This is a genomic window from Stenotrophomonas sp. YJH_SMC_46 (assembly GCF_059370315.1).
The window spans coordinates 148,125-167,813 of the sequence record NZ_JCAFTO010000005.1 but is presented as its reverse complement, the minus strand read 5'-3'; the positions used below and the strand labels follow the sequence as shown (position 1 = coordinate 167,813).

The 19,689-nt window shown below is 69.3% G+C and carries 17 protein-coding genes; 11 read left to right on the top strand and 6 right to left on the bottom strand.

The annotated features are described in order from the left end of the window. Positions 1-2 precede the first annotated feature (2 nt). The 4 genes from AC5P8C_RS16445 to AC5P8C_RS16430 are packed head-to-tail and all read left to right on the top strand — an operon-like array spanning position 3 to position 5,981. The gene (locus tag AC5P8C_RS16445; RefSeq protein WP_019661958.1) at positions 3-899 is read left to right on the top strand and encodes a DUF58 domain-containing protein; all 897 of its coding nucleotides are present in this window, start codon (positions 3-5) and stop codon (positions 897-899) included. Further along, positions 896-2,017, top strand: a complete 1,122-nt coding sequence (locus AC5P8C_RS16440; RefSeq protein WP_019661959.1) for a BatA domain-containing protein — start codon at positions 896-898, stop codon at positions 2,015-2,017. The genes AC5P8C_RS16445 and AC5P8C_RS16440 overlap by 4 nt, the downstream gene beginning before the upstream one ends. Next, positions 2,014-4,176, top strand: coding sequence for a hypothetical protein (locus AC5P8C_RS16435; RefSeq protein WP_495219112.1), 2,163 nt, complete (start codon positions 2,014-2,016; stop codon positions 4,174-4,176). The genes AC5P8C_RS16440 and AC5P8C_RS16435 overlap by 4 nt, the downstream gene beginning before the upstream one ends. Then, positions 4,173-5,981, top strand: coding sequence for an amino acid adenylation domain-containing protein (locus tag AC5P8C_RS16430; RefSeq protein WP_233653416.1), 1,809 nt, complete (start codon positions 4,173-4,175; stop codon positions 5,979-5,981). The genes AC5P8C_RS16435 and AC5P8C_RS16430 overlap by 4 nt, the downstream gene beginning before the upstream one ends. A gap of 71 nt (positions 5,982-6,052) precedes the next feature. Here AC5P8C_RS16430 and AC5P8C_RS16425 read toward each other — a convergent pair whose 3' ends face one another. Together AC5P8C_RS16425 and AC5P8C_RS16420 are read right to left on the bottom strand one after the other, a co-directional pair. Beyond that, a complete protein-coding gene (locus AC5P8C_RS16425) occupies positions 6,053-6,727 on the bottom strand; it encodes a hypothetical protein (RefSeq protein ID WP_019661962.1) in 675 nt (224 codons plus the stop codon). 40 nt (positions 6,728-6,767) lie between these two features. Then, on the bottom strand, positions 6,768-7,286 hold the full coding sequence (locus tag AC5P8C_RS16420; RefSeq protein ID WP_019661963.1) for a hypothetical protein: 519 nt from the start codon (positions 7,284-7,286) through the stop codon (positions 6,768-6,770). Positions 7,287-7,570: 284 nt separating this feature from the next. On the opposite strand from AC5P8C_RS16420, the gene AC5P8C_RS16415 reads away from it, so the two are divergent. The 4 genes from AC5P8C_RS16415 (at position 7,571) to AC5P8C_RS16400 (ending at position 12,624) form a co-directional block, all read left to right on the top strand. Beyond that, entirely contained in the window at positions 7,571-8,629 is a 1,059-nt protein-coding gene (locus AC5P8C_RS16415) for a hypothetical protein (RefSeq protein WP_233653414.1), read from the top strand. Between the two features lie 93 nt (positions 8,630-8,722). Further along, on the top strand, positions 8,723-11,212 hold the full coding sequence (locus AC5P8C_RS16410; RefSeq protein ID WP_019661965.1) for a DEAD/DEAH box helicase: 2,490 nt from the start codon (positions 8,723-8,725) through the stop codon (positions 11,210-11,212). Continuing rightward, positions 11,209-12,231 carry a ribonuclease H-like domain-containing protein gene (locus AC5P8C_RS16405; protein WP_233653412.1) on the top strand — a complete coding sequence of 341 codons (1,023 nt, stop codon included), beginning with the start codon at positions 11,209-11,211 and terminating at the stop codon, positions 12,229-12,231. Before AC5P8C_RS16410 ends, AC5P8C_RS16405 begins: the two co-directional genes overlap by 4 nt. Positions 12,232-12,309: 78 nt before the next feature. Next, on the top strand, positions 12,310-12,624 hold the full coding sequence (locus tag AC5P8C_RS16400; RefSeq protein ID WP_019661967.1) for an I78 family peptidase inhibitor: 315 nt from the start codon (positions 12,310-12,312) through the stop codon (positions 12,622-12,624). A 92-nt stretch (positions 12,625-12,716) separates the two neighbouring features. Here AC5P8C_RS16400 and AC5P8C_RS16395 read toward each other — a convergent pair whose 3' ends face one another. Then, positions 12,717-14,699 carry a M56 family metallopeptidase gene (locus tag AC5P8C_RS16395; protein WP_019661968.1) on the bottom strand — a complete coding sequence of 661 codons (1,983 nt, stop codon included), beginning with the start codon at positions 14,697-14,699 and terminating at the stop codon, positions 12,717-12,719. Between the two features lie 3 nt (positions 14,700-14,702). After that, positions 14,703-15,089, bottom strand: a complete 387-nt coding sequence (locus AC5P8C_RS16390) for a BlaI/MecI/CopY family transcriptional regulator (protein ID WP_019661969.1) — start codon at positions 15,087-15,089, stop codon at positions 14,703-14,705. A 189-nt stretch (positions 15,090-15,278) separates the two neighbouring features. Here AC5P8C_RS16390 and AC5P8C_RS16385 point away from each other — a divergent pair, with 189 nt between their 5' ends. Next, positions 15,279-16,346, top strand: a complete 1,068-nt coding sequence (locus AC5P8C_RS16385) for a serine hydrolase domain-containing protein (protein ID WP_032955530.1) — start codon at positions 15,279-15,281, stop codon at positions 16,344-16,346. A gap of 30 nt (positions 16,347-16,376) precedes the next feature. On the opposite strand, the gene AC5P8C_RS16380 is transcribed toward AC5P8C_RS16385, so the two are convergent. After that, on the bottom strand, positions 16,377-17,483 hold the full coding sequence (locus tag AC5P8C_RS16380) for an SDR family oxidoreductase (protein WP_019661971.1): 1,107 nt from the start codon (positions 17,481-17,483) through the stop codon (positions 16,377-16,379). 197 nt (positions 17,484-17,680) lie between these two features. On the opposite strand from AC5P8C_RS16380, the gene AC5P8C_RS16375 reads away from it, so the two are divergent. Then, positions 17,681-17,989, top strand: a complete 309-nt coding sequence (locus tag AC5P8C_RS16375) for a putative periplasmic lipoprotein (protein ID WP_019661972.1) — start codon at positions 17,681-17,683, stop codon at positions 17,987-17,989. Here AC5P8C_RS16375 and AC5P8C_RS16370 read toward each other — a convergent pair. Beyond that, complete coding sequence (locus AC5P8C_RS16370) at positions 17,977-19,035, bottom strand: DNA topoisomerase IB (protein ID WP_019661973.1); 1,059 nt, start codon at positions 19,033-19,035, stop codon at positions 17,977-17,979. The genes AC5P8C_RS16375 and AC5P8C_RS16370 overlap by 13 nt on opposite strands. A gap of 111 nt (positions 19,036-19,146) precedes the next feature. Here AC5P8C_RS16370 and AC5P8C_RS16365 point away from each other — a divergent pair, with 111 nt between their 5' ends. Then, positions 19,147-19,536 (top strand): I78 family peptidase inhibitor, encoded by a 390-nt coding sequence (locus AC5P8C_RS16365; protein ID WP_026347258.1) that lies wholly within the window; start codon positions 19,147-19,149, stop codon positions 19,534-19,536. Positions 19,537-19,689 lie beyond the last annotated feature (153 nt).

Genomic DNA, 19,689 nt, shown 5'->3' with positions numbered 1-19,689 from the left:
GCGTGAACGCCGGTACCCCGCTGACCTTGCCACCGGACTTGCGTGCGCGCCTGCGCCTGCTGCGGCTGCGGCCGCGCCTGGCCAGCGGTGCCAGTGGCATCGGCCAGCACGCCAGCCGCAGCCGCGGTGCCGGCCTCGAGTTCGCCCAGTACCGTGCCTACGAGCCGGGAGACGAACTGCGCCAGATCGACTGGAAGCTATACGCCCGCTCGGATCGCTTCTTCGTGCGCGAGTCCGAACGCGAAAGCCCGATCACGGTCTGGCTGTTGCTCGATGCCACCGCCTCGGCCGGCCAGGCCGATCGCGCGGCACCGCAGCGCACGCGCCTGGATCACATGCGCGGCGTGGCCGCCTGCGTGGTGGAACTGGCGCTGCAGCAGGGCGACCGTTTCGGCCTGCTGGCGATCAATGGCGATGGCCTGCGGCTGGTTCCCGCGGCGAACGGCGCACGCCAGCGTGATCGCGTGCATCTGCAACTGCATGCCTTGCAGGCGCGCGGCGCCTGGCCTGCGGCCGATCGCCTTCGGCCGCTGTGGGAACGCGTGCGCCCGGGCGACCTGCTGCTGGCGATCGGCGACGGTTTTGACGAGGCCGGCATTGTGCTGCTGGAACAGCTGGCCAGCGCACGCCGCGAAGTGGCACTGCTGCAGATCCTCACCGCCGACGAGCGTGACTTCCCGTTCGACGCCGGCCACCGCTTCCGCGATCCGGAGACCGGCGAGGAACTGTTGGGCGACGGCGCGGCGATCCGCGCCGACTACCTGCAGCGCTTCGCTGACGCACGCAGCGCGTTGCATGCGCGCCTGCGGTCCAGTGGCATCGCCAGTGCCACCGGCTGGCTCGACCAACCGTTGGACCAGGCACTGCAGGCGCTGTTCGGCCGTGGGGGCGGTGCATGACCCTGCTGTTCCCGCTCGGCCTGGCCGCGCTCGCCGCAGGGCTGCTGCCGCTGCTGATCCACCTGGCCCGACGCCATCCGTATACGCCACTGGATTTCGCCGCGCTGCGCTGGCTGCGTGCACAGATCCGGCCGCGCCAGCGCATCCGCTTCGATGACTGGCCGTTGCTTCTGGTGCGGCTGCTGTTGCTGGCTGCATTGGCCTTTCTGCTGGCACGACCTGCGTTGACCGGGCCTGCGCCAGCCCCCATTGCGTGGACGGTCGTTGCTCCAGGGCTGGACGCGACCGCACTACGTGGCACCGCCGAAGCGGGCAACTGGCATTGGCTGGCGCCCGGCTTCCCGGCCATTGATCAAGTGCCACCTGCGTCCACGGCGTCCCTGCCCAGCCTGCTGCGCGAACTGGACGCACAACTGCCTGCGGGCACCGCATTGACCGTGCACGTTCCCGATCCCCTGCCCGGCCTGGATGGCGCTCGCCTGCAGCTGTCGCGCGAGGTGCAGTGGCGCCCGCAGCCGATGCCGGTCGCTGCGCAACCGGGTGCCGCAGCGATGCCGCGTCTGCGCGTGCACAGCGATGCGCCGGCCGCCGCCCAGCGATGGTTGAACGCAGTGCAGCGCGCGTGGGGCGTGCCGTCGCCGCTCGCTCCGCTGCCGAGAGATGCCCTGCCGGAGCGCGGCGAGATTGGTGTGTGGAGCCGCAGCGATGCACTGCCGGCGAACTGGCAGGCGTGGCTGCGTGACGGCGGTCTTGTCATGACTGCCGGCAAGCCTGCTGCCGACGCCCGCATCCTGCTGCGCGACGCGGAGGGCGCACCGCTGCTGTGGCAACAACGCGTCGGCCACGGCTATCTGCTGGCGCTGCCGGGCGACTGGAATACCACGAGCAACGCCGCGCTGCGCGATCCGAAGTTGCCGCGTGCCCTGCTGCTGGCGCTGCAGCCACCCACGGCTCCGCGCCTGGGCGATGCACGTGACCAGGCACCGCAGCGGGCCGCATTGCCTGCTGCAACACCACCGCTGCGTGAGCCGACGCCTTGGCTGTTGCTGGCTATCGTGTTGCTGTTCGCCCTGGAACGCTGGATGGCCAGCAGCGCCCGCCGCAGGGTGGCCGCATGAATACCTTGCAGCACGCCTGGCAACGTGCGCGCCGGCGCCGTGCGCTCATCACCCTGCTGCTGGGCCTGCCATGGGCGCTGGCTGCGGCGGGGCTGGCCCTGCGTCTGGCAGGTTTCGATATCGCCTGCGTCGTCGGTACGATCAGCCTGCTCGCGTGTGTGGGCTTCGCCACTGCGCACGCCCGCCAACTGGACCGGCAGTGGCTGCAACGCCACCTTGATGGCAGCGGTGCCAGCGAGGACAGTGCCGATCTGCTGTTCGCCGATGCCGCCACGCTCAATCCGCTGCAGCAGCGCCAGCGTGCGCATGTGCTGGCCACGCTGGAACGCGCGATGCCGGAGCTGCGTCCACACTGGCCGCCTGGGGCATTGGCGCTGTGCTGGATCGCGGGCCTGGCCATTGTTGTGCTGGCAGTCGGCTGGCCACGTTCGAACCCCGGTTCCGCGCCAGTCCGCACCTCAGCGCCAGGCAGCACGGCCGCCGCAGGCCCGCTACGCCTGCAGTCCACCCGCCTGCACATCGACGCACCGGCCTATACCGGCCAGGCCACGCTTACCCAGAATGCGCTGGACGCCAAGGTCGCCGCCGACAGCCGACTGTCCTGGTCGCTGCGCTTCGACCGCGCACCGGACAAGGCATGGCTGCAGTTCCACGATGGTCGCAGGTTGCCACTGAGCGAGCACGAAGGACAGTGGCAGGCACAGGACATTGCACGCACGCCGGTGCTGTACCGCGTGGTGAGCGAACCGGCACTGGCAGAGACCCGCCTGCATCGGCTGGATGTGGTGGCCGACCGTGCACCCAGCGTGCGCGTACTGGAGCCCACGGCCAGCCTGGTGCTGGGCACGCCGGGGCAACGACAGTGGGCACTGCGCTTCGAAGCCAACGACGATTACGGTGTCGCGGCGCAGGCAACGCTGTCGATCACCACCACCCAGGGCAGCGGGGAGAACATCACCTTCGTGAAGCGCGGCATCACGCTTGCCGGCAGCGGCGAAGCCACCGCGCGACGTTTCGCCCATACCCTGGATCTGGCTGCGCTGGGCGCGCAGCCCGGCAACGATGTGATCGCCCAGTTGGAAGTGCGCGACAACCATGCACCCACGCCGCAGACCGGGCGCAGCAGCAGCGTGATCCTGCGCCTACCCAGCGCCGAAGTCGCGCTCGGTGCAGAGCTCGAGGGCCGCATCAAGAAGACCCTGCCTGCGTATTTCCGCAGCCAGCGGCAGATCATCATCGATGCCGAAGCGCTGATCCGGCAGCGACGCAGCCTGGCCGCCGAGGACTTCGTGAAGCGCAGCGATGCGATCGGTGTCGACCAGCGCATCCTGCGCCTGCGCTACGGCCAGTTCCTGGGCGAGGAAAGCGAAGGTGCACCGAAGCCACCGCCGACCAGCGACCTGCCCACCAGCGATACGCCGGCCGCCGGCGACCACGACGACGATCACGACCATGGCGCCGAGGCCGGCGCGCACGACGCGCATGACCATGATCACGGCGGCAAGCCGACCAATGCCGATACGCCACCGGTGTTCGGCAGCGACACCGACGTGCTCTCCGAGTATGGCCACACCCACGACCACGCCGAGGCGGCGACCCTGCTCGATCCGCAGACCCGCGCCACGTTGAAGGCCGCGCTGGACCAGATGTGGTCGGCCGAAGGCGAGCTGCGCCAGGGCCGTCCGGAACAGGCATTGCCCTTCGCCTACAAGGCGCTGGGCTTCATCAAGCAGGTGCAGCAGGCCGAACGCATTTATCTGGCCCGGGTCGGGCCGGAGCTGCCACCGATTGATGAAGGCCGTCGCCTCGGCGGTGATCGCGCCGGATTGGCCAGTCGTGAACTGCCGTTGGCCGCGCGCACGCCGCCGGATCCGGCCATCGTTGAGGCCTGGCAGCGCCTCGGTGATGGCACCGGCGCACCGGATCTCGATGCGCTCACGACCTGGCAGCAGCGCAACGCCGCCTACCTGCCCGATGCACTGGATCTGGCCGCCGCCATCGAGCAGCTGCGCATCGAGCCCGGTTGCCACGACTGCCGCCTGCGCCTGCGTGCGCAGCTGTGGCGGGTGCTGCAGCGTCCGCTGCCGCAGGCGATGCGGCGCAGTGCGGCCGATGCAATGGGCCAGCGCTACCTGGATGCGCTGGAGGCGCAGCCATGACCCCCTCCAGCCCGAACCTGTGGATTGCGCTGGCACTTGCTGTGGTCGTGGTCATCGCCAGCGTGCGCCAGTTGCGTGGAAGCACAACGCACCCAGGCCGCAGGTGGATCGTGATCGCGCTGCAGATCGCCGCTGCCATGCTGCTGTATTTCTGCCTCTTACCCCCCAATCGCCAGCAGCCCGCAGGCGGGTTGGTCGTGCTGGGAATCGATGCCGACCGGGCTGGCGCACTGCCGGCCAGCGAAGGCCCACTGCTACTGTTACCCGAAGCTGCCGATGTGCCCGGCGCACAGCGCGTACCCGACCTGGCCACCGCGCTGCGCCAGCATCCAGCCTCCACGCTGACGCTGGTCGGTGCGGGCCTGGCCGCACGGGACCGCGACGCGCTGCTGCCACCGAATATACGTTGGCAGGCTGCACCGGAGCCGCGCGGCTGGATCGCGCTGCAACCACCGGCCGATGTCGCACCCGGTGCCCGCTTTGACGTGCAGGCACAGGCGCGTGGCGTGGCCAAGGCGAAAGCAGAACTGCTCGACCCGGCCGGCAGCGTGGTCGATCGCACGGAGGTTGCCGACGACGGCCGCGTGCAGCTGAGTGGTATCGCCCGCGCCGAAGGCCGCAGCGTGTTCCAGCTGCGCCTTCTCGATGCCGACGGCCATGTGGTGGACAGCCTACCGGTGCCGCAGCAGACCCTGCCGTCCGCACCGCTGCGCCTGCTGGTGCGCGCCAGCGCGCCGGGGCCAGAGCTGAAGTACCTGCGCCGCTGGGCAGCCGATGCCGGCATCCGTGTGCAGGTGCAGGCGGATACCGGGGCCGGACTCAGCATTGGCGATGGCGCGGTGGCGATTGATGCAGCATCGCTCACGCGCAGCGATCTGCTGCTGCTGGACGAGCGCAGCCTCGTAGCATTGAGTGCGGGCCAGCTGGCCGCCGTGCGCCAGGCGCTGCGCGATGGACTGGGTGTGCTGGTACGCAGTGCGGGCGCACCTTCGGCCAGTGCACGCCAGCGCCTGCGCGATCTGGGCCTGCCAGTGCAGGGTGATGGCAGCAGCCGCACCCTTGAACTTCCCGGCGATGGCGAAGGCGCGATCCTCGCCGCACGCCGTGGCCCGCTCGCCGCCGGCACATTGCCCACCGGCTACGGCGAAGAGGCCGACCGCAGCTCGCACAGTGCCGCGCTGCCTTCGCTTGAAGCACTGGCGTTGCAGCCGCCGTGCAGCAACGCGCTGCTGCACGATCGTGCCGGCAATGCCATCGGTGGCTGGCGCGCGGTCGGCAAGGGCCGCATCGGCCTGCTGCCCATCACCGACAGCTGGCGTTGGGTGCTGGCCGGCCGCGATGACCGTCACGGCGAACTCTGGAGCGACGCGGTGGCCACGTTGGCACGCGCGCAGGACAGCGCTGATGCACTGTGGTCACCGCAGCCGATCGCCTGGGCAGGTGAACGACAGGCGCTGTGCGGTGTGCAGGCACCACTGCAGGCCTTCAACAAACGCGGCGACGACGTGCCCCTGATCGTCGATGGCACGGCGTCGGCGCTGCGCTGCGCCGGCTGGTGGCCCCGTGAGGCAGGCTGGCAACGCCTGCAGCATGGCGACAGCGTTGTCTGGCGCTATGTGTTCGACCCGAAGGATGCACCGACGCTGCATCGACAGGTGATGATCGATGCGACCACGCGGGCGTTGGCTGCCAGCACGCTGGCAGACGCGTCGGTGGTGCAACCCGTGCCGGGCTCGCGCTGGCCGTGGTGGCTGGCGTTCGTGCTGTGCGCCTCGCTGCTGTGGTGGCTGGAGCGGCGGCGCTGACCGCATCGATTGAATCGCGGGCAGCACCCACGCGTGGCGTGGATCTACTGGCCCCAATCCTCATGCGCCATTCAACGTTTTCCGGCGCGCCGGTACACACCGTTGAAACGCACGTTCATGCCACCGCATTCGCTGTTGTCGGCCACGATCAGCACCTCGCCCAGCGAATGCACGCGCACCCGGCACGTGTCCTCGACGAATTCCACATCAGCACCACGCGGCGTCGCCCGGGCTTCCACCTGGCCCATGTTCGGCCCGTAGGGACGCTGTTCCGGCGTGGGGTTGGCTGAGGGCCAGTAGGCGTCACCCTCCACATGAAGTTGCCCGCCCTGCACGCGGATCTTCAGGCCGTTGTCGCCATCCTTCCACTCGCCCGCCCAATCCTGCAGCGCTGGCACGACCACCGGCAACGCCTGCAGCTTGCTGCGGTCGACCCAACCGGCGCTGCCGCCCACCTTGTTTGGGAAGAACGCGCAGCGATAGCGGCCGAGATCACGCCCGGTCACCACGGTATCGCCATTGACCACATAGCTGCGCTGGCGGCAGGCCGGTTCGCCTTTCGCCGGGCAGCCGTCCATGTCACCCAGCAGATACAGACGGGGCGCATCGACCACCCGCGCCAGGGCGAACCGGCTCTGTCCGGAGGGAAACGCACCATTGCGGCAGGCGCCATCATCGGCAATGCCATCCGCGAAGGCGGAGACCGGCAGCAAGGCGGCCAACAGGCAGATCGAACGCAGGAACATGGCAGCACTACCGGTGGAGGAGCCGGCAGAATATACCGCCCTACTTCACCGGCGGTGCATCACCGGCATCCTGCTCCTGGGAGAACCGCAGCGCACGCTGCTGCTGTTCGGCACTGAGCTCGGGCGGTGGCCGCGCCACGGCGGCCTGGATCTGCGCAGGTCCGCCGGTGAGTTTGTTGATCCCCTTGGCCGCCGCCATCACCCCCTTGACCACGCCCATCATGATGTAGCCGCCGCCCATACTGACCTGCTCCGGCGAGGGCGGTTCGCTCCAGTCGCGGCTGAAGCGGTTGTCGCCGAACTTCACGGGATTCTTGAAGCGGTACAGGTCCAGCGGTTCGTCATCGGGCTTGAGCGCACGCACTTCGCCCAGGGTGGTGACATTGTCCTGCGGCAGGGTGGTGGAGATCGGCGCGGCAGGTGCTGCCGGGGCATCAGCAGGGGGAGCGGGCACAGGATCGGACACCGCTACCGGCGCTGCCTGCTGCGCCTGCGCGATGCCCGCCAGCAACAGGCTGGCCAGCAGTGCTCCCTGCGTTCCCGGTCGTGCCACAGCCATCCACCCTGTTGGTTGCGTCCAGTGAACAAGGATACGGATGCGGGCTTCAGATTTCGTTGGCATCGGCGGGGGCATTCAGGGTGTGTCACGCATCGTCGCTGCGCGGCCTGGGCGCCGAAGTTTGCAACGAACTTCATTCCCCTCGGGGCGCGGGGACGGCATCCTGCGGTTTTCCCGGTAAGGCCCTCCTTGATGACAGCTCCCTCCACACGCCCGCCGCGTCGGCCAGTCGCCTGCTGATGTCGCGCGCGGCAGTACTGGTTGGTCTGGCGGTCGTGTGCCTGATGGTCATCGCGACCGCAGCCGAATGGACATCGCGTGTCCGCGCAGGCATCGCCTCGCTGCGCCGGAGCAGCACGCTGCGGACGCTGGGCGCGGACGAACACATGGCACTGGCACCGGTGCGCGCGTTGACCGGCTGCGACCATGACGACCAGATAAAGCGGCTGAGTGGCGCCTTCACCGGCGGGGCGTGGCGGAACAGCTTCCCGGTCGGTGACGGCTTTCTGGCTGGCATTCCCGTGCTGGTGCCAAGACAGGCATGGCCCTACCTCTCGGAAGACAATGAAGCTGACGTGGTACTGGGTGATCACGTGGCCATGGTGGTGCGTCTCAATGGCTTCACCATCGCTGCTGCACGGCCGGATGCAGCCACCAGCCGCGTCTGTGGCGAGCGCCTGGAGACACCCGAAGAAGTCTCGATGCGACGGGGTCCCGGCCTGCGCCCGTCCCCGCTGCTGATTGCCGCACTGGCGCTGTGGGCCGCCACCGGCGTCCCGGGCCTGCTCGCCATGCCGTTGCTCGCCATCGCCGGTCTTGCGGCCTGGCTGGGCTTCCCTCGCCGCAACGGCCCTGCGACAGCGCAGCGCGTGCTGCGGGTCCGCGGGCGCCTGCGCGCGTACCAGCGTACTGCCCAGACATCACGGGTGTGGTTGCTGGGCAATGACCGGCGTGTGCAGCTTCCAGCGGAATGGGAGCACGCTGCGGCATTCTCCCGCAGGCGCTCGATGCTGCTGGATGTGCGCGCCTGTGACGGCGCAGTGCTGGGCGCTGGCACGGCGTGGTGCCTGGCCAGCGACCGACGCCGCTATCCGCCCCCGGGAGGGTCCTGGCAACTGGCGTGGCTGGGCCTGCTGCTGTGCGTGCTGGTCTTCGGCGCCGCCTGGATGCCGTGGTCGCAGCGCCTGGAGCTGGGCTGGCCGCTTGCGTCTGGCTGGGGGGCGGTGGCATTGCTGGCGTTGGGCTGGCACGCGGTGCGGATTGTGATCTGCATGGTGCAGTTCCTCCGCCGCAGCGAGGCGCTTGACGCGGACATCGCGCAGCGTCCGGACCCGTGGCACTGAACGGTTCACGCCCTTCGCGCGCGATGTCTCACATCCTGAGACGTGGATGTGGTGCCATGTGACCCCTCGCAATCCGTCCCCGCTTCCTCTTCCATGGCTTACGAACTCGCCAAGCGCACCGCCGATGCCGAGCAGAAGCTCGCCACCCGCGATGGCCTGCCCGCCCGTGACGGCGCCCTGCTCAGCGCGCGCCTGCAGCGCCGCTACCAGGACCGCATCACCGGCAGCTTTGCCATTCCCGGCCGCGAGGGCCGCTATGCCCCCATTCCCGACGCGGTACCGCCGGCCCTGGCCGCGGCCCTGAAGGCACGCGGCATCGAGCAGCTCTACAGCCACCAGGCCGAGGCCTGGGAGGCCAGCCAGCGTGGTGAGCACGTGGCCATCGTCACCCCCACCGCCAGCGGCAAGTCGCTGTGCTACACCCTGCCCGTGGTCAGCGCGGCGATGCAGGACAAGGCCAAGGCGCTGTACCTGTTCCCGACCAAGGCGCTGGCACAGGACCAGGTGGCCGAGCTGCTGGAACTCAACCGTGCTGGCGATCTGGGCGTCAAGGCCTTCACCTTCGATGGCGATACCCCGGGTGATGCGCGCCAGGCGATCCGCCTGCATGGCGACATCGTGGTGTCCAATCCGGACATGCTGCACCAGGCGATCCTGCCGCATCACACCAAGTGGGCGCAGTTCTTCGAGAACCTGCGCTACATCGTCATCGACGAAGTACACACCTACCGCGGCGTGTTCGGCAGCCACGTCACCAACGTGCTGCGCCGGCTCAAGCGCATCTGCGCGTTCTACGGCGTGCAACCGCAGTTCATCCTGTGCTCGGCCACCATCGGCAACCCGCAGGCGCATGCCGAGGCGCTGATCGAGGCGCCGGTCACCGCGATCATCGAATCCGGTGCGCCCAGCGGACCGAAACAGGTACTGCTGTGGAACCCGCCGGTGATCAATCCGGACCTGGGCCTGCGCGCCTCGGCGCGGTCGCAGAGCAACCGCATCGCGCGCATCGCGATCAAGTCCGGGCTGAAGACCCTGGTGTTCGCGCAGACGCGGTTGATGGTGGAGGTGCTGACCAAGTACCTGAAGGACATCTTCGACCACGACCCGCGCAAACCGCCGCGCATCCGGGCGTACCGCGGTGGCTACCTGCCCACCGAGCGGCGCGAGACCGAGCGTGCGATGCGCGCCGGCAACATCGACGGCATCGTCAGCACGTCGGCGCTGGAACTGGGCGTGGATATCGGCAGCCTGGACGTGGTCATTCTCAATGGCTATCCCGGCAGCGTGGCCGCCACCTGGCAGCGCTTCGGCCGCGCCGGTCGCCGCCAGCAGCCCGCGCTGGGGGTGATGGTGGCCAGTTCGCAGCCGCTGGACCAGTACGTGGTGCGACATCCGGACTTCTTCGCCGAAGCCTCGCCCGAACATGCGCGCATCGCGCCGGACCAGCCGTTGATCCTGTTCGACCACATCCGCTGCGCGGCCTTTGAATTGCCGTTCCGGGTCGGCGATGGCTTCGGCCCGATCGATCCGGAAGTGTTCCTGGAAGCGCTGGCTGAAACCGAAGTCATCCATCGCGAAGGCGAGCGCTGGGAATGGATCGCCGACAGCTATCCGGCCAATGCGGTCAGCCTGCGTGCCGTGGCCGACGGCAACTTCGTGGTGGTCGACCGCAGCGATGGCCGCCAGCAGATCATCGCCGAGGTCGATTATTCCGCCGCCGCACTCACCCTGTACGAAGGCGCCATCCACATGGTTCAGTCCACTCCATACCAGGTGGAGACGCTGGACTGGGACGGCCGCAAGGCCTACGTCACCCGCACCCACGTGGACTACTACACCGACAGCATCGACTTCACCAAGCTCAAGGTGCTCGACCGCTTCGATGGCGGCGTGGCCGGCCGTGGCGATTCGCACCACGGCGAAGTGCACGTGGTACGCCGCGTGGCCGGCTACAAGAAGATCCGCTATTACACCCACGAAAACATCGGCTACGGGCCGGTGAACCTGCCCGACCAGGAACTGCACACCACGGCGGTGTGGTGGCAGCTGCCACAGGCGCTGCTGCTGCGCGCCTTCGCCAGCAAGCAGGATGCGCTGGATGGCTTCCTCGGCGCCGCCTACGCGCTGCACATCGTCGCCACCGTGGCGGTGATGGCCGATGCGCGCGACCTGCAGAAGTCGGTCGGCAACGGCGATGGTTCCTGGTTCGCGATCGCCGACCAGAGCGGCCGTGGCCAGCTGCGCGGCAGCGAGGGCGATCCCGCTGGAGTGGAGCTGCTGCAGGAATTCGTGCCCACCGTGTACCTGTACGACAACTTCCCCGGCGGTGTCGGCCTCAGCGAACCGCTGTGGCAACGCCAGGCCGAACTGGTGCAGCGCGCGCGCGAACTGGTGCAGCGCTGCGACTGCAAGGCTGGCTGCCCGGCCTGCGTGGGCCCGGTGCTGGCCGCGCAGGAAGACGATGAGACTTCGCCGCGCACGCTGGCGCTGCGCGTGCTCGACCTGTTCGATGCCGACGCCTGCCAGGATGTGCCCGACGTGGTGATCACCACGCGCGAGCCGATGGAGTTGCTGGCACCGTGAGCCTGAGCCTGGACAAGCTGCGCCTGCTGCGGAAGCAGGCCGGCGACCCGAAGGCGAGCACACCGGCCGCGCCGGACGTGCCCCCTGCGCCACCGGCATCCGTGGCCGCCAACGATGCGCGGCAACCACCGGCCGAACGTTCGGTGTTCGCCTGGGTCGAACAGGAAATCCGCCACAAGCCGACCGGCGCTGCGGCCTCCGCACCGGCACCCGTACCGCTGCGTCGGCCGGAAGTAGGCAGCCTGCATCGCCTGCTCGGCCTGCGCTCCCGCGGCAGTACCACGCCGGCACGCGCCAGCGCACAGGATCGTCAGCTGCCCGGCGAGGAGATCGCACCGGGCCTGTTCCTGATCGAATCGCTGCAGCCGCAACCAATCCCGACCACCCCGCTGTCATTGGCCTTCGCCAAGCGCGAGGACCAGCACGTAGCTGCGCGCGACCTGCTGTTCTTCGATACCGAGACCACCGGCCTGGCCGGTGGCACCGGCACGCGTGCCTTCATGATCGGCGCGGCCGACTGGTACGTGTGCCCGCAGCGTGGCGAAGGCCTGCGCATCCGCCAGCTGCTGATGTCCACCATGGCTGCGGAAGAAGCGATGCTGGCCACCTTCGCCAGCTGGCTGCAGCCCTCCACCGTGTTCTGCAGCTACAACGGCCGCAGCTACGATGCGCCGCTGCTGAAGGCGCGCTACCGGCTGGCGCGCCAACGCGATCCGATCACCGCGCTGGACCACGTCGACCTGCTCTACCCCACCCGTCGCCGCTATCGCGGCACCTGGGAGAACTGCAGGCTGTCCACCATCGAGCGCCAGCTGCTGCGCGTGGTGCGCGAGGACGACCTGCCGGGCTCGGAGGCACCGGGAGCATGGTTGCGCTTCCTGCGTGGCGGCGACGCCGTGAACCTGCGCCGGGTGGCCGATCACAATCATCAGGACGTGGTGACGCTGGCCTTGCTGCTGCAGCGGCTGGTGCGCGAGGAACAGCGCGAGCGCGAGACACTGGCGCTGGTCGGGCAGTAATGACACGGGGCAGCGTTGACATGCCCTGACGGTGGCAGCGGTGACACTGCCGCCACCATCCACGCCTGGAGCCCGACGATGCGCCTCAATCCCCTGGTCCTGCTCGCCATCCTGCCCTTGGCCGCCTGCAGCCATGCCGGCAGCAGTACCGCGCATGAGACCACGCCGCCACCGGCGGCCGATGGCCCGCATGAGTGCCAGCCCGACAAGCTTGAACCCTTCACCGGCAAGACCGCCGACGAGGCCACCGTGAAGCAGCTGGTCAGCGCCAGCGGCGCGCGCAATGCACGGGTGGTCAAGCCTGGCATGGCGGTGACCATGGACTTCCGTCAGGACCGCGTGACCGTGCAGGTGGATGCGCAGAACCGCATCGAACGCGCCAGCTGCGGTTGATGTTCCGCTGGTAGCGCCGGGCCATGCCCGGCGCCTTCCCTCTTCAGGTGTGCCGCTGCGCTCGCCGGGCATGGCCCGGCGCTACCGCCGTTTCAGAGGCGCTCGGCCTTGCCGCTGGCCAGTGCACGCGCGATCACCTGCTGTGCCTGCTGCGATGCCTGCGCATGCACACGTGCCTGGCGCTCACCCAGCGCGGCCTGCTGGCTGCCCAGTGCCGCCTGGCGGCTGGCCAGTTCAGACTGCTGGTTGGCCAGACGCCGCATGTCACGGGTGCGGCCGGACTGCGTGGCCTCGCTGCGGGCTTCCTGCATCGCACGACGTGCCTCGGCGGCGGCCTCGCGTGCAGCCTCACGCGCAACGGCCATATCGCCGGTTGCACCGCGCGCTGCCTTCGCCGCTTCCGCGGCGGCCTCACGGTTGATGTCGTGGGCGGCCATCGCATTGCGTGCAGCCTCGGCGGCAATCAGTGCGATGCGGCGCGACTCCTCGCCCTGCAGGCGGCTCATCTCACCCATCTGCCTGCCGAGTTCGCCCTGCTGGCGACCCAGCGCACTCTGCTGGCGGCCCAGTTCGCTCTGCTGGCGACCCAGCTCTGCGGCACCACTGTAGGCACGCTGCAGGCTCTGGATCAGCATCGGGTCGCGCACCACATAGCGCTTGTCGCCCTGGCGGAACCACAGCGCCGGGCCCTTGCCGAGCTGCCTGCGGGCCACCGTCACGTCGTCCATGCCGCCGTTGGCGAAAGTCGAATCACCATCGACCAGCACAAAAGCCTCCCGGGGCGACTTGCCCAGGTCCAGGCGGCCGTAGGTGGTGATGGAGCGGGCGGCCGACACCGTGCCTTCATCGTCTTCGGCCATGCCGGTGGAATCGTCGACGTCGGCCACGTCGGCATCGTCGGGCCCGGTCGCGTCAGCAGGTTCGGCCGGGGCTGCCGGTGCGGCAGGTGCCGCTGGGGCAGCCGCGGCCGCCGGCGGTGCGGACGGTGCTTCCGGGGCCTTAGGCGGTGGCGGCGCCACGGCCTTCGGCGCGGCCGGAGGGGCGGGCGGGGCGGGCGGCACCGGCGCTGCGACCAGCCGCATCGGCGCCACGCCCACCACCACCACCGCAGCGGTCAGCGCCACCGCCAGCAGACGCGGGCAGGACCGGGGCGACTGCAGCGAAAGCAGGCGACGCTTGAGGCTGGTGGTGCTCGGTGCGGCGCTGGCCACGCCCAGATGCGGCTGCGGGGCCACGCCCAACTGCAGCAACAGGCGGCCATAGGCCTGGCGGCTGGCGCCATGTTGGCCAACCACCGCTGCATCCACCGCTTCCTCGCGCGCCTGTGCATATTCACGCACCGACAGGCGCAGCAGCGGGTGGAAGAAGAACAGGTGCTGGGCCAGTGCAGGCAGCAGGCCCCATTGCAGGTCACGCCGCTGCAGGTGCTGCAGTTCGTGGGTCAGGGCCAGGTCCAGCGCGTCGCCCTGCAGGGCGTTGTCGCCGGCCGGCAGCAGCAGCACCGGGCGGAACGGCCCGACCAGCTGCGGTGCGTCCACCTGCGTGCTCATCCACAACCGCGGCGCAGGACGCACGCCGTGCGCATCGGAGGCCAGCTGCAGCGCCTGTACCAGCGCCTCGTCCTCGCAGGGATAGGCCGCAGCCAGCAGTGCGCGGCAGCGGCGCCACTCACCCAAGGTGCGCAGCGCCATCAGCAGCACGCCGGATGCCCACAGCGCAGCCAGTGCAACGGCCCACCACGCCACTGCCGGCACGTCCGCTGCAGGCATCGGCATCGCGGCCAGCAACTGTGCCGAGGCCTCCGGGGCCAGCGGGTAGACCATGTCAGCGGCCACGTCGGTCGCGGTCATCGCCACCGCCTGCGGGGCCGGCAGCCAGGGCAACTGCAACGGCTGGCTCCAGAACAGGCCGAGCACGGCCTGCAGCGAGACCAGCCACCACAGGCGGCAGCGGGTGGCCGCCGACAGCGACGGCAGCACGCGGCACAGGCCGTACACCAGCGCCACCAGCAGTACGGTCTGCAGGCTGGTCCAGCCCAGCCGTTCCAGCATCGGGATCAGCATCGTGGTGTCCATGGCTCAGCCCTCGTGGCGACGCGATTGGAGTTGGGCGACCAGCGCTTCCAGCTCGGCCAGCTCGTTGTCGCTGACCTGCTGGCGCTGCGACAGGTAGGCCACGAACGGCGACACCGAGCCCTGCAGGGTGTTGTCGACGAACTGGGCCACGGCACCCTGCAGCACGCTCTGCGGGCCACGGGTGGCCTGGTAGCGGTAGACGCCGTCCTGCTGCCGGCGCTGAAGATACCCCTTCGCCCGCAGCCGCTCCATCATCGTCAGCACGGTGGAACGGGCCAGGCCTCGGGCCTCTCCATATCCACTGGCGACCTCGCCGACGCTGGCCGGCGCATGTTCATCGATGTACTGCAGCAGGGCCAGCTCCTGGTCCCCGATGGTCTTGCCACGCATGACACCACTCCCTTGACTACACGTGTCGCCACTGTCAGCTTGACGACAGCTGTAGTCAACCCCCCGGAAGTCATGGGCCGACGAACGGTAGCGGCGCCGAGCACTTAAACCTTTGGCGTGCTGTCCGCATCCGATCCGCAACGCCCGCTGGAATTCCGCATGTTCCGTCCAATGCTCCGAGTCGTGCTCATGCTCATCAGTGCCCTGCCCTTCACCGCCGTCTCTGCCAGCCAGGACCATGCCAACGACCAGACCCGCCGCCTGATCCGCCAGATCATGATGCAGCAGCGCATCCCCGGGCTGCAGGTCGCGGTGGTCAAGGACGGGCAGATCGTGCTGTCTGAAGCCTACGGCCTGGCCAACGTCGAGAACGGCGTGCTTGCTTCGCGCCACACCCGCTTCCCGCTCAACTCGGCCACCAAGGCGTTCACCGGCGTGGCCGCCGCGCAGCTGGCGCAGGAGGGGCGATTGGATCTGGACGCGCCGGCCTCGCGTTACCTGGATGATCTTCCACCAGCGTGGAGAGACGTACGCGTACACCAGCTGCTGGCGCATACCTCCGGCCTTCCGGACATCCTTGATGCGAACGGGCTGTTGGGCGCTGGCTCAGAAGCGCAGGCGTGGGCGGCCGTCACTGCGCAGCCGGTCGAAGCCGAACCCGGGCAGCGCTTCGCCTACAACCAGACCAACTACGTTCTTCTGGCACGGATCATCGCGAAGCAATCCGGCATGCCCTACGAACGTTTCCTCGCCACCGGCCAGTTCAGCAGCGCGCGCATGGCACGCACCACCTTCGGCGACAGCTACGACCTGATTCCGGATGCGGCGACGATGTACAGCCTGGCCCCGCGTGCCACCGACGCGGCCGATGCACCGCCACGCCTGTCGCATTGGTTCTACGACATACCGCCTTCGCTGTGGGCCGGTGGCGGCATCCTCACCACCGCCGACGACACCGCGCGCTGGCTGGCCGCGCTGACCGAAGGCCGCCTGCTGCCGGAGGCGGCCCTGCGGCGGATGTGGAGCGCAGAGCGCTTGGCGGATGGCCGTGCCGGCCCGTGGGCGGAGGGCTGGCCGGTACTGCGCGCATCGCCCGACCTGCAGGTGGCAGGTATCGGCGGTGCGCGTGCGGCGTTCGTGGTCTATCCCGAGCGCGGCGTGGCGGTGGTGGTGCTGACCAACCTGGTCGGTGCCAATCCGCAGCAGTTCATTCCACGCATTGCCGATCTCTATGCGCCTGCGGTGACCGTGCCCTGAGGCTGCCGGCCAGCGGCCGGCAGGCCCGTCTCACCCACGTGGACCGCCCATCACCGGCAGGATCACCCCGCTGATGTAACTGGCACAGGCCGGAGAGGCCAGGAACACATAGGCGGGCGACAGTTCCTCGGGCTGTGCGGGCCGGCCCATGTCGCTGTCCTTGCCGAACTCGGCGACGTCCTCGGACTGCTTGTCGGCCGGGTTCAGCGGCGTCCACACCGGCCCCGGCGCCACGCAGTTCACCCGGATGCCACGTGGCAGCAGCTGGCTGGCCAGCGACTTGGTGAACGCATGGATCGCGCCCTTGGTGGCCGAGTAGTCGATCAGCGCCTTGCTGCCGAAGATGCCCGTTTCCGAACCGGTGTTGATGATGCTGGCGCCCTCGCCCAGATGCGGCAGCACCGCGCGCGCCATCTGGATGTAACCGCCGATGTTGGTCTGCAGGGTCTCCTGCAGGTGCGCGTCTTCCAGGTCTTCCAGCCGCTCGCAGTGCAGCTGGAACGCGGCGTTGTTGACCAGGATGTCGATGCCGCCGAACGCCTTGGCCACCTGCTTCACCGCTTTGTCGCAGAAGCGCGGATCGCGCACGTCACCGGCGATCACCACGCAGCGACCGCCTTCGCGCTCCACGTGCTGGCGGGTGATGTCCGCGTCCTCGGCCTCGTCCAGGTGCAGCACGGCCACGTCCGCGCCTTCGCGTGCGAACAGCACCGCCACCGCACGGCCAATGCCGGAGTCGCCACCGGTGACGATCGCCCGCATGCCATGCAGCTTGCCGCTGCCCGCGTAGTCGGGTGCAAGGAAGCGGGGCGCCAGCTCCAGTTCGTGCTCATGCCCGGGCTTGGCCAGCTGCTGCGCCGGCATCGCCTCCGGCTGGCGCCGTGCGCCGGCCTGGGTTGCGGTCTTCTTCGTGGCCTTGCTGGCCGCCCGGGCGTCCTTGGCCTTCTCCTGGTCCTGCAGGCGCCGCTGCCGGGCCGCGACGCGTGCTGCCCGCGGATCGCTGGCGGCCGCCTTGCGGGTCGCGGTCTTCACTACGCGGGGGCGATCGGGGTCGGCGACCGCCTTGGCCGGGGTGCTGCCTTTACGCACTTTCGGCGATGCCTTTCGGCGGGCGGGTGTCTTCTTGGTGGTGGCCATGCAGGTCTCCTCGGGAGGGAACGGGGCTGCCGGCCAGCGGCCGACACTACCGGGGGGGCGGCGCACGCCGCACCTGCAGTCTCTCTACGCACGCTGTTGGCGGCAGTGAGCGCGCCGTGTCCACGATGTGCACGGCATTCATTCCGCCACCACGTGCGCCGTCGCACCCTGCACGCAACCACACAGGGAACGCCTCCATGAAACATGCCATCGCCACCGCCGCCGTCTGCTTTGCCCTCGCCGCCTGCAGCAGCACACCGATGGCCCAGGTGCAGCCGATCGACGGCGTGATTTCCGGCCAGTGCCACAGCGACAGGGTGCGCGGCGCGGTGGGCCTGGCCGCCTCGGACGCCACTGTGGCCCGCGCACGCGTGGACAGCGACAGCCTGCACGTGCGGGTCCTGCGCCACGACGGCCCGCGGGTGCCACCGGCCAGCGAAGGCGGCGACCGCCTGACCATCGAGAAGGGCCGCACCAACAATATCGTCGCGATCTACTGCGGCTGACGACTGCGGCTGAGCCGGCGTGCCCTGCGCAGCACGCGCAGGGTGGCCTGCTCCCACTGGCGCGGCCCGCGCAGGCCGGCCAGCTTGGCCAGTTCACCGCGCTCCCAGCCGACGAACACGCACGGGTCGATATAGGCCTTGCGGCACACCGCCGGCGTGTTGCCCAACCGGGCCGCCACCTGGCACACCACGCTGCGCTGTGCCTGCGCCAGCGCACGCTGGCTGGCCGGTTCCGGCAGCTCGGTGGCAGCAAACGCCTGCACCGCCGCGACGGTCCCGCCCCAGGTGCGGAAATCCTTGGCAGTGAAGTCCTCGCCCATCACCTCGCGCAGGTAGTCGTTCACCGCACCGGAGTCGACCGGCTGCAGCGCACCGTCGTCATCGCGGTACTGGAACAACGCCTGCCCCGGCAGCTGCTGCAGGCGCCGCACCAGCAGCCCCAGCCTGCGGTCGCCCACGGTCACCTCCTGCAGCTGCCCGGACTTGCCGCGGAAACGCATTCGCACCCGGCCGCCACGCAGCAGCTCCAGATGACGGTTACGCAGTGTGGTCAGTCCGAATGACCGGTTCTGCTGCGCATAGGTCTCATTGCCGACCCGCACCAGGGTGTCGGCCAGCAACGCGACCACCATGGCCAGCACCTTTTCCTTAGGGAAACCCGGCCGTTTCAGATCCCGCGACAACCGCCGCCGCAGCGTGGGCAGGGCCTCGCCAAAGGCGATGATGCGGTCGAACTTGCCGGCGTCGCGCTCCTTCGCCCAGTCGGGGTGGTAACGGTACTGCTTGCGCCCGCGCGCATCGCGGCCTGTGGCCTGCAGGTGGCCGTTGGCGTGGGCGCAGATCCACACCGCGGTGTAGGCCGGTGGAATCGCCAGTGCGCGGATGCGTTGCAGGGTGGTGGCGTCGCGTATCGCGTGGCCATCAGCATCGCGGTAACTGAAACCTTTTCCGGCGCGGCGCCGGCTGATGCCCGGCTGGGTGTCGTCGACATAGCGCAGGCCGGCCGCGCGCGCGGCCTGTCGTTCGGGAGTGGAGGCGGTCGGCATGCCAGTAGTGTCGCGGTCGCCGTGCCGCGATCCTGTCGATAACACAAGACAAACACGTGAGGGCCGGTTCGCCGCTATGCTCGGGTCTTCACAACCCCTTCCGGAGTCATGATGTCGTTCCCGATTCGCGCCCGTTCGCTCTCCGCCCTGCTGCTGCCGGCTGTGCTGGCCTTGACCGCCTGCCAGGCACCGGCGCTGGATGAACAGGATTCGGCCACGGCCCACGCCCAGCAGGCGGCCGAAGCCGCCAAGGCACCGGCCGACGAAGCCGGCAAGGCCATCGAGGCGCCGCCGGTCGGCACCTGCGATGCCAGCCAGGTGCAGAGCCTGGTCGGCCAGGCCTACACCGATGGGCTGGGCAAGCAGGCGCAGGAAGATGCAGGCGCCAGCCAGGTACGCGTGCTCAAGCCGAATGATGTGGCCACGATGGAGTTCCTAGGCGACCGCCTGAACATCGAAGTGGACGCCAAGGGCGCCATCAGCGGCGTGCGCTGCGGCTGAGTCCCGCCCCGCGCCGGCACTGGGTTGCCGGCGCGTTCTGTTGCACCTGCAACCGTGTATTGCGGCGTTGCAGCAACCTGTGATCTAGTCGAGGCATCCGGTGGCCTCACGATGCGCTCCAGGGAATGAGCGGGGACGAGTGTCGCCGCCAAC

Bases quoted from the DNA above. Each gene is read 5' to 3' on its own strand.
- AC5P8C_RS16395 (WP_019661968.1), bottom strand. From the start codon at position 14,699: ATGGACACCACGATGCTGATCCCGATGCTGGAACGGCTGGGCTGGACC.
- AC5P8C_RS16440 (WP_019661959.1), top strand. From the start codon at position 896: ATGACCCTGCTGTTCCCGCTCGGCCTGGCCGCGCTCGCCGCAGGGCTG.
- AC5P8C_RS16365 (WP_026347258.1), top strand. From the start codon at position 19,147: ATGTCGTTCCCGATTCGCGCCCGTTCGCTCTCCGCCCTGCTGCTGCCG.
- AC5P8C_RS16415 (WP_233653414.1), top strand. From the start codon at position 7,571: ATGGTCATCGCGACCGCAGCCGAATGGACATCGCGTGTCCGCGCAGGC.
- AC5P8C_RS16385 (WP_032955530.1), top strand. From the start codon at position 15,279: ATGCTCATCAGTGCCCTGCCCTTCACCGCCGTCTCTGCCAGCCAGGAC.
- AC5P8C_RS16410 (WP_019661965.1), top strand. From the start codon at position 8,723: ATGGCTTACGAACTCGCCAAGCGCACCGCCGATGCCGAGCAGAAGCTC.
- AC5P8C_RS16420 (WP_019661963.1), bottom strand. From the start codon at position 7,286: ATGGCTGTGGCACGACCGGGAACGCAGGGAGCACTGCTGGCCAGCCTG.
- AC5P8C_RS16430 (WP_233653416.1), top strand. From the start codon at position 4,173: ATGACCCCCTCCAGCCCGAACCTGTGGATTGCGCTGGCACTTGCTGTG.
- AC5P8C_RS16375 (WP_019661972.1), top strand. From the start codon at position 17,681: ATGAAACATGCCATCGCCACCGCCGCCGTCTGCTTTGCCCTCGCCGCC.
- AC5P8C_RS16400 (WP_019661967.1), top strand. From the start codon at position 12,310: ATGCGCCTCAATCCCCTGGTCCTGCTCGCCATCCTGCCCTTGGCCGCC.
- AC5P8C_RS16390 (WP_019661969.1), bottom strand. From the start codon at position 15,089: ATGCGTGGCAAGACCATCGGGGACCAGGAGCTGGCCCTGCTGCAGTAC.
- AC5P8C_RS16425 (WP_019661962.1), bottom strand. From the start codon at position 6,727: ATGTTCCTGCGTTCGATCTGCCTGTTGGCCGCCTTGCTGCCGGTCTCC.
- AC5P8C_RS16435 (WP_495219112.1), top strand. From the start codon at position 2,014: ATGAATACCTTGCAGCACGCCTGGCAACGTGCGCGCCGGCGCCGTGCG.
- AC5P8C_RS16380 (WP_019661971.1), bottom strand. From the start codon at position 17,483: ATGGCCACCACCAAGAAGACACCCGCCCGCCGAAAGGCATCGCCGAAA.
- AC5P8C_RS16370 (WP_019661973.1), bottom strand. From the start codon at position 19,035: ATGCCGACCGCCTCCACTCCCGAACGACAGGCCGCGCGCGCGGCCGGC.